This is a genomic window from Mycobacterium sp. TH-M103, assembly GCF_057473785.1.
In genome coordinates this window covers 1-15,565 of record NZ_JBYCLG010000033.1, presented here as the reverse complement: position 1 = coordinate 15,565, position 15,565 = coordinate 1, and the positions used below count along the sequence as shown (strand labels likewise).

Genomic DNA, 15,565 nt, shown 5'->3' with positions numbered 1-15,565 from the left:
CTCGAGCGCCAGGATGACCTTGATGACGCCCGCGATCCCCGCGGCCGCCTCCAGGTGCCCGATATTGGTCTTCACCGACCCGATCAACAGCGGCCGGCCGGCCTCGCGCCCCTTGCCGAAGGCCGCGCCGGCGGCCTGGACCTCGATGGGGTCGCCCAGTGAGGTCCCGGTGCCGTGCGCCTCCAGGTATCCCACGTCGCCGGGGGCGACGCCCGCGGACGCCAGTGCCTCGGCGATCACGCGTTGCTGCGCCACACCGTTGGGTACCGTGAGACCACCCGACGCGCCGTCCTGGTTGATCGCGCTGCCGCGGATCACGGCCCGGATCCGGTCGCCGTCGCGGAGCGCGTCCGCGAGGCGCTTGACGACGATGACGCCGCAGCCCTCGCCGCGCACATACCCGTCGGCGGACGCGTCGAAGGTCTTGCACTTGCCGTCGGGCGCGAGCATGTGCGCGTGGGAGAAGGTCATCGCGGTCTTGGCGCTCAGCAGCGCGTTCGCGCCGCCGGCCAGCGCGAGGTCACATTCGCCGTAGCGCAGCGCCTGGCACGCCTGGTGGATCGCGACCAGCGACGAGCTGCACGCCGTGTCAACGGTGACCGCCGGGCCCTGCAGGCCCAGCCCGTAGCTGATCCGGCCCGCGCCCGCGGCCGCCGACGTCCCGATCGCGACGTACGCCTCGATGTCCTCGTAGCTCAGCTGTTCGGAGATCAATCCCAGATAGTCGTGGGTGCCCAGGCCCATGAACACGCCGGTCTTGGTGTTCGCCAGAGACGACGGCGCGGTGCCCGAGTGCTCGACCGCCTGCCACGCCGTCTCCAGCAGCAGCCGGTGCTGCGGGTCGATCAACATGGTTTCCCGGTTCGACAACCCGAAGAAGGGCGCGTCGAAACCCGTGACGTCCTCGATGAATCCCGCCCGGCGGGTCACGATCTTGCCGGGCGCGTCGGGGTCGGGGTCGTAGAACTCGTTGACGTCCCAGCGGTCGGAGGGAACCTCCGAAATCGCGTCCCGCCCCTGCTGGAGCACATCCCAGAACTCGTCGACGTCCGCGGCGCCCGGGAAGCGCGCCGCGTAGCCGATGATCGCGAAACCCTCTGGTTCGCGCGGGCGGGTGGGTGATCCGTTGGTCGGCAGGGCCCCGTTCTGGTTTTCGGTCATTTCCGACCGCCCATCGTCTCGGGGTGCCTATCGTCGTTGACCAAGACGAAAATGCTGCCACTGCGATCGCTGAACGGATTGATGCTCAACCGCGTCTCCAGTCCCCTACTCGACATGGGTGTAACAAGTCCTAAACCATACTTCCCTGCTGAGACGCGTGTCACCCGAATGGGCAATTGGTGCGCGGCGCAGCACACCGGCACCGGCACATAGGGCGTGGCCTGCGGCGATGGGTTTCGCTTGCCGTCGTGGGTGCCGCGAGCTGACAAGTAGGCGCGGACAACGGCGAAACCGCGAATCGTGGATCAGCCGACCCGTTTGGAGCGGGCGAGATCTTCCAGCAGATCGGCGGCGGCGGCGACGCTCTTGGCGGGCTCGGTCATGCGGGTGGCGAGTTCACGGGCCCGGGCCGCGCATTCCGGGGCGAGGATGGTGCGCAGATCCGCGACCAGGGTTTCCTCGGTAGCGGCCGAGAACCGCCGGGCGGTGCCCACCCTCAGCTGTTTGACCCGAGATCCCGAGAGCGTCTGGTCCATGTCCGTCGGAAGGATCAGCGTGGGGGCTCCCGCGCGCAGGCCGGTGGCCGTGGTGCCCGTGCCCCCGTGGTGGACGACGGCGCGGCAGGCGGGAAAGACGGTCGAGAAGTTCACCGCTCCCACGACCTTGACGTGGTCGGGATGGGGGACGCCGCCGAAGTCGGTGCCGGCGGCGGCCACCAGCGCCCGCTCGCCCAGCCGCGCGCAGGCCGCGCCGATCATGGCGATCGTCTCGGCCGGGGATGCGACCGGGGTGCTGCCGAACCCGAAGTAGATCGGGGGCGTTCCGGCGGCGATCCAGGACGCGATCTCCTCGTCGGTGTCCGTCGCCAACCCCAGCGTCAGCGCGCCGACAAAGGGGCGCTGCCGCTCGTATTGCGCCCATTCGGCCGCCAGCCCGGGGAAGAGCGCCTCGTCGTAGCCCTGGATTTCCAGCGATCCGCGTTCGGTGATCCGTCGCGGCGCCGACCCCTTCGCCTTCGGTAGGCCCAGGTCGCGGCGCAGGGCGTCCTCGGCCTTTTTCACCCCGCGCCACGACACCCACCAGAACGCCGCCACCGCCGAACGCCGCAGCGGCGCCGGCAGGAATACCAGGGTCTGGCCATTGGGCCGCAGCGGGAAGTAATGCAACGTGGCCAGGGGAATGCCGTAATACTCCGCGACGTTGGCGGCGGCGTCCTCGAAGTTGATGCCGCTGAATATGAGGTCGGCCCCGTCCGCCAGCGACACCAGCGTCGTGCTCATCTCCTGCCAGGCCCGCAGCAGCGGCCCCGAGATCTCCAGCCGCGACCTCACCAGATCCCGGACCCGCCAGGGGTGGCTGAAAAAGCACGTCCAGAACTCGCGGTGCGCGTCCAGGATCGAGCGCGCCTCCGGCCCGAACCCGACGGCCGCAACCCCGGCCGCCTCCGTGAAGCCGACCAGGTCGGGCGGGACGGCCATGCAGACCTCGTGCCCCCGGCGCACCAGTTCGCGACCGACGGCGAGGTTGGGCTCGACATCGCCGCGACTCCCCCAGCTCACCAGGACGAACTTCATAGCGGAGCCGGGAACCCGGCGCACGACCGAGGGCCCGCCATTCATCCGTCGTTCTGGTCGCGCGGACGCGTCCGGTCCAACTTGCCCAGGCCGGTGATTTCGAGGCTGACCGACTTCCGCTGTCCGGCGGCGCCGAGCATGAAGAAGATGTCGCCGATCGGTGCGCCCAGCCAGAATCGCCAGAACCGCTTGCCGAAGAACTTCCAGACATAGCTGCCGTCGCCCGCCAGCCAATACGCCGCGATCCAGAGTAGGTAGTACGTCGCGCGCTTCCACCGCGACACGACCATTTCGAGGTTCATCTCCATGACTTCGAGACCCCAGGCCCGGTAGCGCCATTCCAGCCCGTACTGCTCCTGAAACTCGAAGAACGCCCGCATTTCGGCATTGGTGACGAGGTATTCGTCGAAGACGAGAATGGATCCTTCGACAAAGCGGTCCTTGCAGGTCTCCAGCGCGTGCAGGCAGCTCTCGTAGGTGTCCAGATCCATGTGGAAAAGCCGAATCGGGGCGTCCGGTCGCTCGGCCAGGAACGGTTCCAGCGTGTCGTAGGTGGCGCCCTTGATGAACTGGACCTTGCGGCCGAGCGGCGCGGGCAGGCCGTCCTGCAGGATCACCCCGGTGTCGTGCATGGATCGTTGCGCGAGCGGCTCGGACAGCGAGAAGGTGCCGCGCTTGAAGACGATCTCGTCGTCGACCTGCCAGTCTTCGACGAGGCCCTCGAAGGTGTCGAAGCCGTAGACCTGGCGGCCGGAGGCATCGGATGTCAGCCTCGTCGACCAGCCCAGCCAGACACCCAGATCGAGCAGAAGTTCGTCGGAATTCTGGCGGCTTGGTTTCGGCAGGCGCGATGCCTCCCACAACAGCGTGTGGCCACCAATCCTGCACCGCCGAATATCCTCGAGCGTGCGGCGGATGAACGAGCGGTACGCGTCGTCGTAGACCCTGGTGTCCCGGGAATACAGGTTCGGGATGTAGCGGTCGCGGTCCCGATAGACCAAGCGCGCGCAGAGGAGCAGCAGAACAGCTATTCCGAGCGCGGCGAGTAATACCGGCGCGAAGTAACAAGCCACAGCCACGACGATCGCGATCCCGGCGAGAATCGCTTTCCACAGATGGTGCAGAGTCGTCCGATCCACCGCGACTGGGCTATCCACTGTCGCACTGTCGACTACGCTCACCGGCTCACCTCCGGGTGCTGGGTTTGACGCGGCCCCGCGATCTCGCGCACCTCCGCGTTGGCAGGGAAGCCATGGGGTCTTGGACAGCCCGGGAGCTCCCAGTCCGACGACGATGACTTAATGATTGGCAACATACCCAATGGGTTGGACAGCTGTGTAATAATTCCCCGACTCGAAGAACACGTCCTCTTCTTCCAAGGCTGGTGATCGTGCAGCACACCGACGGCGTTAGCCCTACCGCAGGACTGCCGGGCCGGCGCGCGGTACAGACGGGGTTTGGCCCGACATCGAAGGCTTGCCCGCTGTCGCCGTGGCGGTCGCTGTCCTCTTTCCTGCTGGCCTGCCGTTGTGATTGAGCGTTCCCTTCCGGCGGTACTGCGAAGGCACGCCAGTCTCCGACCCGACGAGACGGCAGCCACGTTCGTTGATTACGAGCAGGACTGGGAGGGCTTCGAGCAAAGCCTGACGTGGTCGCAGCTGTACCGGCGAACCCTGAACGTCGCACAGCAGCTCAAGGCCCATGGGTCAACCGGCGACCGCGTCGTGATATCGGCGCCGCAGGGACTGGAGTACGTCGTCGGGTTTCTCGGCGCATTGGAGGCCGGGCAGATCGCGGTTCCGCTGTCGGTTCCGCTGGGTGGTGCCAGCGATGAACGGGTGAGTGCCGTCCTCGCCGACGCGTCACCTTCGGCCATTCTCACGACGTCCGCTGTCGCAGGAAGCATCGCCGACTACGTCGCGGCGCAGCCCGCCGGATCCCGGCCGTCAGTCGTCGAGCTTGATTTGCTGAACCTGGACGCCGACTGCGGTCCCCTCGCCGAGCCCGAAAGCCTGCACGACATCGCGTATCTGCAATACACCTCCGGGTCGACGCGCACGCCCGCCGGAGTCGTGGTCTCGCACAAGAACGTCCAGGCCAATTACGAGCAGATCATTTCCGCCTACTACGGCGGGCCCCCTCCGCCGGACACCACCATCGTGACGTGGCTGCCGTTCTTCCACGACATGGGTTTGATCGTGGGAATCGTCCTCCCGGTTCTGGGCGGACTGCACGCGGTGGTTACGAGCCCGATGTCGTTCCTGCAGCGACCGGCGCGATGGATGCAGTTGCTGGCAAGCAACACCGGCGCTTTCACGTCAGGGCCCAACGTCTCTTTCGAATTGGCCGCCCTGAAGACGTCGGACGGCGACCTGGCCGGGCTCGACCTCGGCGACGTGCGCCACATCCTCAACGGTGCCGAACGCGTGCAACCGGTGACGATGCGGCGCTTCGCCGAGCGGTTCGCCCGCTTCAACCTTCGCCCCGAGGCGTTACGGCCCTCGTATGGACTCGCCGAAACAGTGGTCTTCGTGGCGACCCGCGAGTCGGGGCACCCACCAGAAATCGTGTATTTCGAATCCGAGGAACTGTCCGCCGGCCATGCGAAGCGGTGCGCGAGCGGCGAAGGCATGCCGCTGATCAGCTACGGCATGCCGCAGTCGCCACTGGTGCGCATCGTCGACCCCGAAACCCGCATCGAGTGTCCGGCCGGAACCGTCGGTGAGATCTGGGTGCATGGCGACAACGTCGCCGAAGGCTATTGGCAGAAACCCGAAGAGACCGAACGCACCTTCGGCGCAACGCTTGTCGGCCCGTCGGCCGGCACACCCGAAGGGCCGTGGCTGCGAACCGGGGATTTGGGCTTTGTCTCCGAGGGAGAGCTTTTCATCAAGGGCCGCATCAAGGACATCCTGATCGTCTACGGGCGTAACCACGCTCCGGACGACATCGAGGCGACGATCCAGGAAATCACCCACGGCCGCTGCGTTGCCATCGCGGCTCCCGACGATGACGGTGTCGAGCACCTGGTCGCCATCGTCGAGGTCAAGCAGCGAGACGAGCCCGAAGAGGCTGCGGCGCAAAGGTTGACCACCGTCAGGCGCGAGATCACCGCGGCGATATCGAGATCGCACGGTCTGGCTGTGGCGGATCTTGTTCTGGTCCAACCCGGTTCGATTCCCCTGACCACAAGCGGCAAGGTCAGGCGACGGGACTGCGCGCAGCTGTACCCGCGTGGCGCGTTCACCCGCATAGACGAGGGGCTCCGCGCGCTCGAGCGGCCCGTGGTCGACGACACGGGCGCGGACGCCGGGGCCGACGCGGGATTGGCCCAACGACTCCGCACACTCCACGGGCAGCAACACGACCTGCTGGTAGCGGAGGTGTGCTCGCAGGCGGCAACGGCGTTGGGCCATGCCAGCCCGGACCACATCGATCCCGGGCTCACGTTCCAGGAGCTGGGGTTCGACTCGATCAAGGCCACCGAGTTGCTGGACCGGCTCAAGACCGTCACCGAGCTGGAATTGCCGCTCACCCTGGCCTTCGACTACCCGACGCCGGACGAGTTGGCCACCTACCTGGGCCGGCTGATGGCCGGGCCGGCCTCCGCCGCCGCAGCGGCGGGCGCGCAGGTGCGGGTCGACGAGCCAATCGCCGTGGTGGGGATGGCGTGCCGGTTCCCCGGCCGGGTGGATTCGGCTGCGGCGCTGTGGGATCTGGTGGCCGGCGGCACCGACGCGGTCGGGGATTTTCCGGCCGACCGCGGCTGGGATCTGGCGAACCTGTTCGACCCCGACCCCGACGCGGTCGGCAAGACCTACACGCGTGCCGGCGGTTTCGTCACGGACGTGGCCGGCTTCGACGCCGACTTCTTCGGGATCTCGGCGCGCGAGGCCCAAAGCATGGATCCCCAGCAGCGGTTGCTGTTGGAGGTGTGCTGGGAAGCGTTGGAGACCGCCCGGATCGATCCGGCCAGCCTGGTGGGCTCGGCGACCGGGGTGTTCGCCGGGGCGTGGTCACAGACCTACGGCGCCGGCGGGTCCGATGGCGCGGAAGGATACGGCCTGACCGGTTCGTCCACCAGTGTGGTGTCGGGTCGTGTCGCCTATGCGCTGGGCTTGCAGGGCCCCGCCGTCACCGTCGACACGGCATGCTCGTCCTCGCTGGTGGCCGCGCATTGGGCGTGCCAGTCCCTGCTCAACGGCGAGTCCAGCCTGGCGCTCGCCGGCGGCGTCACGGTGATGACCACCCCGACGATCTTCACCGAGTTCGCCCGCCAACGGGGGCTGGCCGCCGACGGGCGGTGTAAAGCGTTCTCCGCCAATGCCGATGGCACCGGCTGGGGCGAAGGGGCCGCGGTGCTGGTGCTGGAACGGCTCAGCGACGCCCGGCGCAACGACCACCCGGTGCTGGCGCTCATCGCCGGCTCGGCGATCAACCAGGACGGCGCCTCCAACGGTTTGACCGCCCCCAACGGGCCCGCCCAGCAACGCGTCATCACCCAGGCCGTGGCCAACGCGGGCATCAACCTCGATGAGGTGGATGTGGTCGAGGCCCACGGCACCGGCACCACGCTGGGTGACCCGATCGAGGCCGGCGCCCTGATCGCCACCTACGGCGCCGCGCGTAAACCACAACATCCGCTGTGGCTGGGATCGATCAAATCCAACATCGGCCACACCCAGGCCGCCGCCGGGGCCGCCGGCATCATCAAAATGGTCGAGGCCCTCAACCACGACAGCCTGCCGCCGACCCTCAACGTCAGCAGCCCCAGCCCGCACATCGACTGGTCGGCCGGCACCGTCCGGCTGCTGACCGAGCCGGTGCCCTGGCCCGCCACCGAACACCCCCGCACCGCGGCGGTGTCCTCGTTCGGGATCAGCGGCACGAATGCGCACCTGATCCTGCAACAGGCCCCCGCCCCGCCGGGCGAAGGGGCCGACGCCGAGGCCCCGGGCGGCGAAGCCGGTGCCGAGTTCGGGCTGTTGCTGTGGCCGGTCTCGGCGCGCACCCCCGCGGCGTTGTGCGCGCAGGCCGACCGGCTGCACCACCACCTTGGAGAGCGTCCCGATCTGGATCCGGCCGATGTGGCCTACAGCCTGGCCACCACGCGGAGCCATCACCCGTACCGGGCGGTGATCAGCGCGCCGGCCGGCAGCGCCGATCCGCGCAAAGAGCTTCTGGATGCCCTGGACGCGCTGCGGGCCGGCCAAGCCCATCCACAGCTGGTCGGTCACCATTACCTGGCCCACCTGCGCGGCAAGATCGTGTTCGTGCTGCCCGGCCAGGGCGGCCAATACCCCGGCATGGGCCGCGAACTCTACGAACACCACCGCGTCTTCGCCGACACCGTCGATGACTGCGACAACGCGTTGCGCCCGTTCACCGGCTGGTCGGTACGCGAGGTCCTGTGCCAGGACCCGGGCGCCCCGGCGCTGGAGCGCGTCGACGTGGTCCAGCCGGTGCTGTTCACCATGATGGTGTCGCTGGCCGAGGTGTTGCGGCACTACGGCATCGTTCCCGACGCCGTGATCGGCCACTCCCAGGGAGAGATCGCCGCGGCCTACATCGCCGGGGTGCTCTCCCTGCCCGAGGCCGCCAAGGTGGTGGCGCTGCGCAGTCGAGCACTCAGCGCCCTGGGCGGTACCGGCGCCATGGCATCGGTCCTGCTCAGCGCCGATCGGCTGGAGCCACTCCTGCGTCCCTGGGGTGCGGCGTTGAGTATCGCCACGATCAACGGCCCCTCGCACACCATCATCAGCGGCACCCCCGACGCGCTGGAGCAGTTCACCGCGACCTGCGAGCGTGACGGCCTCCACATCCGGCCCATCGCCGTCGACTACGCCTCGCACTCGGCCCAGGTCGCACCACTGCGGGAGCGCCTGCTGACCGAGCTGGCCGACCTGACGCCGATGCCGGCCAGTATCCCGCTGTATTCCACAGTGGGAGAAGCACTTTCGGCTGAACCCCTCGACACCACCACCATGGACGCCGACTACTGGTATCGCAACTTGCGCGAGCCGGTCCGGTTCCACGACCGGGTGGCCGAGAGGCTGGCGGTCGGCGAGCACACGTTCGTGGAGCTGTCCCCGCACCCCGTGTTGGCCCCGGCCATCACCGACACCCTGGCCCAGGAAACGAGGCGGACCCAGTCCGCGGTGATCACCACGTTGCACCGCGACCATCCCGACCAGGACAACCTGGCCACCGCCCTGGCCCACCTGCACAACCACGGCCACAGCCCCGCCTGGTCGGCCCTGTATCCCTACGCCCGCACCATCGACCTGCCCACCTACCCCTTCGAGCACCGCCGCTACTGGCTGAACCCCGCCCCGGCGGGCGACGCGTCCGGGCTGGGCCAGGACCCGGCGGAGCATCCCCTGCTGGCTGCGGTGATCGATCTTGCCGACCAGGACCAGGCCGTGTTGACCGGCCGGTTGTCGACGGCCACGCAGGGCTGGCTGCGCGGCCACCAAGTCAAGGACACCGTGCTGTTTCCCGCGACCGGGTTCATCGACTTGGTGCTACAGGCCGGTGAGTACACCGGCTCCCCCGTCATCGACGAACTCGTTCTGCACGCCCCCTTGAGGCTCTCCGACGATGCGCCCACCGATCTGCAGATCGCCGTGCATTCGGCCGCGGACACCGGGCAGCGGACGTTCAGCGTCCACTCGCGCACCGGCGGCCAGTCCGGGGTGTGGACGTTGCACGCCAGCGGCGCGCTGAGCTCCCACCCGCCCGCCACCGCCCTGCTCATGCCGACGCCGGCCGTCGAGGCCGTCGACCAGGACGACTTCTACGAACGGCTGGCCCAGCGCGGCTACCGCTACAGCGGCCCCTTCCGGTCGCTGCGGGGTATCGGCACCGACCCCGCCCAACCCGAGACCGTCTACGCCGAGGTGGCCCTGCCCGCCGGCACCGATGTCGCCGGCTACGGAATCCACCCCGCGCTGATGGACGCCGCCCTGCACGCGATGGCATCGGTGTTGGACCGCACCGGCGAGGCAGACTCGGCGTCGTTGCGGCTGCCCTACGCGTTCAGCGGCATCACCCTGCATGCCACCGCGGCCACTCAGCTGCACCTCCGGCTGAGCCGCACCGCCGACGACACCTGGGAGCTGTGCGCCACCGACCCCGCCGGCGCCCCGGTGATCACCATCGCAACGATCACCCTGCGGGAACTGCCCGACATCACGGGGCCGCTAGCTGTCGCCGGACTCCGGGACAGCGTGTTCCAACTGAGCTGGCCACCTCTGCTCGACGACACCTCAACGGCGGCCGCCCCCGTCCCCGAGTGGGCGGTTGTCACCGGCGCACCCGATCGACTTCCCGCCGGCCTGCAAAACGGGCCGATCCACACCGACCTGGCCGCGGTGGCCCCCTGCCCGGAGTTGGTGATCTGGTTCCTGCCCGACACCGAGGACACGGCTGATCCGCCGCAGCAGGTGCACGACCTGACCCGCGACGTGCTGGCCCAGCTGCAAAGCTGGCTGGCCCGGCCCGACACCGCCCCCGCCCGCCTGCTGGTCGTCACCCGAAACGCGGTCAGCATCAACGCTTTTGACGGTGCCCCCGGCCTGGCCCATGCCGCGGCCTGGGCGCTGATCCACACCGCCCAAAACGAGCACCCCGACCGCATCGTCCTGCTCGACACCGACAACACCGCGGCCAGCCAGGACAACCTGCTCACCATCGCCGCGACCCGACCGGCCGGCGAGCCGCAACTGGCCCTGCGTCACGGCGTGGCCCACATCCCCCGCGTGGCCCGCCCCTTGATCCTGACTCCACCGGATTCCCCCCACTGGCAGTTGTCCAGCACCGGCAGGGGTGACTTGAGCAACCTGACCCTGGCCGCGACGACTCCCGACGCGCTGGCCCCCGGTCAGGTCCGCGTCCAGATCCGGGCGGCGGGGCTGAACTTCCACGATGTGGTCGTCGCGTTGGGCGCCATCGCCGACGAGAACATGGGCAGCGAGGCGGCCGGGATCGTCCTCGAAGCCGCGCCCGGCAGTTCATTCCGTCCCGGCGACGCGGTGATGGGCTCGTTCACCACCAACGCGTTCGCGCCCACCGCGATCGCCGACGAGCGCCTGCTGGTGCCGGTCCCGGACGGGTGGTCGTTCACCCAAGCGGCGTCGGCGCCGGTGGCGTTTTTGACCGCCTACATCTCCCTGGTCGAGATCGCCGGGCTGTCGGCGGGCCAGCGGGTGCTCATCCACGCCGGGTCCGGCGGCGTCGGACAGGCCGCCATCCAGATCGCGCACCACCTGGGTGCCGAGGTCTTCGCCACCGCCCATCCGAGCAAGCATCACGTGCTCACCGGACTGGGGTTGGACCCCGACCACATCGCTTCCTCGCGCACCCTGGATTTCCTCGACGCCTTCCGCGCCGCCACCGGCGGCCGGGGCATGGACGTCGTGCTCAACAGCCTGGCCGGAGAGTTCATCGATGCCTCGCTGAAACTGCTGCCGCGCGGGGGCAGCTTCGTCGAGATCGGCAAAACGGACATCCGTGCTGCCGCCGAGGTCGCCGCCGCCCATCCCGGAGTCGACTACCAGGTCTACGACTTGGCCAGCGCCACCGCGCAAGAGCTGCAGCCGGCGTGGGCGGCGCTCGCCGAGATGTTCGCCTCCGGCGCCCTCAAGCCGCTGCCCACCACCAGCTACGGCCTGCTGACTGCCCCCCAGGCCTTCCGCGACATGAGCCAGGGGATCCATATCGGAAAGATCGTCCTGCTTCCGCCCCCGGTGCTGGATCCCGAGGGCACGGTGCTGATCACCGGGGGTACCGGGATGCTGGGCGCGCTCTTCGCCGAACACCTCGTCACCCACCACGGCGTCAAGCATCTGCTGCTGGTGTCTCGTAGCGGCCCGGCCGCTTCCGGCGCCGCGGAACTTCAGCAGCGCCTGGCCGGGCTCGGCGCCCAGGCCACCATCACCGCCTGTGACACCGCCAACGCCACCGAGTTGGCTAGAGTGCTGGACAACATTCCCGCTCAGCATCCGTTGACCGCCGTGCTGCACGCCGCCGGGGTGCTGGAAGACGCCGCGGTGGCCGACATGACCGCCGATCAGATCGACGCGGTCCTGGCCGCCAAGGTCGATGCCGCCTGGCATCTGCATCGCCTCACCGCCGACCGCGACCTGGCGGCCTTCGTCCTGTTCTCCTCGGCCGCGGGCATATTGGGCAGCCCCGGGCAGGGCAACTACGCGGCCGCCAACGCCTACCTGGACGCGCTGGCCCGCCAGCGCAACCACACCCGGCTCGTGGCCACCAGCCTGGCCTGGGGTTACTGGCAAACCCCCAGCGGCATGACCGCCCACCTGTCCACCGCCGACCTGACCCGCCTGGCCCGCACCGGTCTGACCCCCATCACCAACGAGCACGGCCTGGCGCTGTTCGACGCCGCGATCGCCAGTCAGCGCCCCAACCTGCTGGCCAGCCCCTTCAACATCGCCGCGTTGACCCGCCAAGCGCGCAACAACGCGCTGCCCGCGATCCTGTCGACGCTGACCACCGGCCGCCCCCGCGCCAGCGTCGCCAGTGCCCGCAGTCTGCAGGCTCAGCTGGCCGCTCAGACCCCCGAACAGCAACTGCAGGCTCTCACCGCGATGGTCACCGCCACCACCGCCGCCGTGTTGTCCCACCCGGATCCGGCGGCCCTCGATTCCGACCGTCCGTTCAAAGACTTGGGCATCGACTCACTGACCGCCCTGGAATTGCGCAACACCATCAACCAACACACCGGCCTGGCCCTGCCGGCGACCCTGGTCCTCGACCACCCCACGCCGGCCGCGCTCGCCGCCCACCTGGCCGACCTGCTCATCGACACCGCCGCGCCACCGGCCCCCGCGGCTCAAGTCGCCACGCACGGCGATGAGCCGGTGGACAACCGGCTCGCATACGTGGATCAGGCGATGTTTCTTGCGATGCGAGCGGTTCACGACACACTGACCCAGTTCACGTGGCTCTATGACCACGCCGTCGACGTCGATGCGCTACGGCGTTTCCACCGCAATCTGGGATGCGGGTTGCTCGGACGCAAAATCGAGCGGTCTCCGTTACCGTTCGCGCGCGATCGCTGGGTCAGGGCTACGGCGACGGCCGACCTCGATGTCGCCGCGACGCCGCGGCCGCGCGCCGAGGTGAACGCCTGGCTCGACGAGCGGGCGCGCCTACCCATCGACCCCGAGTGGGGACCCGGCTGGCATCTGGGGATGCTGCCGCTCGACGACGGCGGGGCCGCGGTAACTCTGGTGGTTTCCCATACGCTCGTCGACGGGATCGGGCTCGGCCAGGCGATCGCCGATGCCGCCGAGGGCAGGATGCGCGACTTCGGCTACCCGCCCGGGGGATCGCGCACCCGCAGGCAGGCCGTGCGTGAGGACTTGCGGCAAACCGTCCAGGAACTGCCCGGCATAGCGAAGGCCTTCGCCTCCGCGGCGGAAAAAATCTGGTCCGACCGCAAACATTTCACCTCGTCGGTCAAGGCGGCACCACCACCTGCCCCCAGGACCGCCGACAGCGATCACGTGGTGGAGGTGCCCGCCGTGACCGCATACGTGGACTTGACGAAATGGGATGCTCGCGCGAAAGGCCTTGGCGCAAGCAGCAATTCACTGGTGGCAGCGGTTGCGTGCAGACTAGCGGTGCGGGCGGGGCGCGTCCACGACGACGGAACGGTCACCCTGCGGTTTCCGGTGACGCTTCGGGCCGAAGACGATACCCGCGGCAATGCGCTCACGGTGGTCGACGTGGTAGTCGACCCGACGCACGCGGTGTCGGATCTCGGCGATATGCACGCGAAGATCACACAGGCGATCCTCGCGGCGATGAAGAACCCCGATGAGGAGTATTTGTCGACGTTCCCGCTGGCACCGTTGGTGCCGAAGCGGCTGAACAGGAGGCTGGCGGGGCTCGCGGCCGGTGGCGCCAGCCATCCGGTCACCGTCTCCAATGTCGGTGACCTGCCCGCGGCGGTGAACCGGCCCGACGGCACCGACGCCGACTATGCGTACATGAGGTCGGTCGAGCCCGATATCAAGAAGAGCACGCTCGAGCACATCGGGGGGCAGCTGTTCGTGGGTTCGGGACGGAGCCGCGGGAAGATCTTCTTCAGGATCTCCGCATACGTTCTCGGCCGGCCAAACACCCAAGATGAGCTGCGGGAGATGGTCTCGAGCACTTTCGCCGAGTTCGACCTTGTTGCCGAAATCGATTGCTAGCCGACGATTATTGTGCAGCTGGCCTAGTCGGGCGCCGGCCAGGCGTAGGGTGCCCAGCATGCGACCTTTCATGACCCGTTGCCCGCAAGAATCCCCCCACCGTGAGCCCTGAGGCGGAGCGGCTAGACCCCCTCTCGGCGCCGGCGGGAACCGTCACTGCGGACCCAGCCGAAACCGACGAGCCGCCAAGGGCTTTGCAATCGAATGGGCCAAGCACCCGGGCCAAATTCGTTTACGCGCTCGTCGGACTGCTGGTGCTGCTCTCCATGGCGTCGTGGGTTGCGTTCGCATGCGTTTACGAACCGAATCTGCAATTTTTCCCTTACTATGCGGTCGATTACAGCCAAGGGTTTGTCAGGCGGGGACTCGGCGGCGAGATTCTGGACCTCTTTCCGGCGGACCGGTACTTCACGGGCCTGTTGATTTTGCGCTGGCTCATGCCGGCGCTTTTCGGAGTCGGCCTCGCGGCGGTGGCGTGGACGGTCGCCGTGCGATTCGGCCACTCCGAACGTCGGTTGATGTTGGCCCTGCTCACCGCCGTGCTGCCGTTGGGCTTCGTGCACGCCGTGATGTTGCCGACCCCCGACCTTCTCGGCGAGGCCGCGCTGGCAGTGTTCGCGGTGGTGCTCGCTTCGACGAAGAGTGACCGATCACTGCCGGTTGCGAGCGGGATCTACGGCATGACGACGGCGATGCTGACGCTTATCCACGAGGCCGTTCCGTTTCTGCAGGCACTCGGCGCGGTCCTGGCGATCGTGGTTCTGGCGCACGGTTCCACCAGGATGCGGCGTCTGAGCGGGGTTCTCGCGGTGGGCCCGGGCTTGGCCGTCGCGCTGGCGGTCGCGTTGCTGCGACGGCAAGACGTGTCGTCGCATTGTGGCCGCTTGCCGCACAGAGCCGTTCGCTGGGCCCCCGGCCCGGCACCGAGCGGGGAACACGCCTATGTGGACTATCACGACTGGACCTGTCGCTTCATCACCGTCACGACGAGAAAAACTCCCCTCATCGGACCTGACCAAATCGGTGGGGGCCCGTTGATCATGTCGACAATGGCTGGGGTTTTCGTCCTCGCGCTGACAATGGTTGTGATCAGGGGTATTTCCGGCGTCCCCTTCGGGCGATTTCGCCAGGCCGTACGCGGATGGCTTTCCTCGGTGACGCTGGCGGCACTGCTACTGCTGCCGGTTTACGCAACGTCGGCCGATTGGACCCGATGGTGGATCGCGGTCTCCTTCGATGTGGGCGTGGTTTATCTGCTCTATGTGAGCCGTGAACCCGAATCGGCCCGCTCGGCCACCGGACGCACCCGGGTCTGGTTCGCGGTGGCGATCGTCTTCTTCGCGCTGTCCCCGATCCCCGCTGCAGTCAACACCGAACAATCGGTGCGGGGTCTGTTGTCCCGCTGCTCGCAGCTGGTCAACGACCCGATGTGGGTGGGGATCTGTCCCTGATCGCCGGCGATGTCGACCGGAAGGGTTCTTTGCTTGGCCTGACAACCCGGTGATTGCCTCGACGCCGAAGCCGAGCCCGCCGCGGAGCGGCGGCGTTTACACTCCCCGCGGTCTGGCGTCGGCTGGCGGTGAGATCCGGCGCGTCGGTCCGGTC

The 15,565-nt window shown here is 68.4% G+C and carries 5 protein-coding genes; 2 read left to right on the top strand and 3 right to left on the bottom strand.

The genetic code is table 11. From position 1 onward, the window contains the following. The 3 genes from AC2VOR_RS01495 to AC2VOR_RS01485 form a co-directional block, all read right to left on the bottom strand. A partial coding sequence (locus AC2VOR_RS01495) for a beta-ketoacyl synthase N-terminal-like domain-containing protein (RefSeq protein ID WP_486963069.1) occupies positions 1-1,161 on the bottom strand: 1,161 nt, incomplete at its 3' end. A 305-nt stretch (positions 1,162-1,466) separates the two neighbouring features. After that, on the bottom strand, positions 1,467-2,735 hold the full coding sequence (locus AC2VOR_RS01490) for a glycosyltransferase (RefSeq protein WP_486963070.1): 1,269 nt from the start codon (positions 2,733-2,735) through the stop codon (positions 1,467-1,469). Between the two features lie 41 nt (positions 2,736-2,776). After that, complete coding sequence (locus tag AC2VOR_RS01485) at positions 2,777-3,916, bottom strand: class I SAM-dependent methyltransferase (protein WP_369738975.1); 1,140 nt, start codon at positions 3,914-3,916, stop codon at positions 2,777-2,779. A gap of 348 nt (positions 3,917-4,264) precedes the next feature. Here AC2VOR_RS01485 and AC2VOR_RS01480 point away from each other — a divergent pair, with 348 nt between their 5' ends. Continuing rightward, entirely contained in the window at positions 4,265-13,960 is a 9,696-nt protein-coding gene (locus AC2VOR_RS01480) for a fatty-acid--AMP ligase (protein ID WP_486963068.1), read from the top strand. 101 nt (positions 13,961-14,061) lie between these two features. Then, positions 14,062-15,411 (top strand): hypothetical protein, encoded by a 1,350-nt coding sequence (locus AC2VOR_RS01475; RefSeq protein WP_486963067.1) that lies wholly within the window; start codon positions 14,062-14,064, stop codon positions 15,409-15,411. The last annotated feature ends 154 nt before the right edge of the window (positions 15,412-15,565 follow it).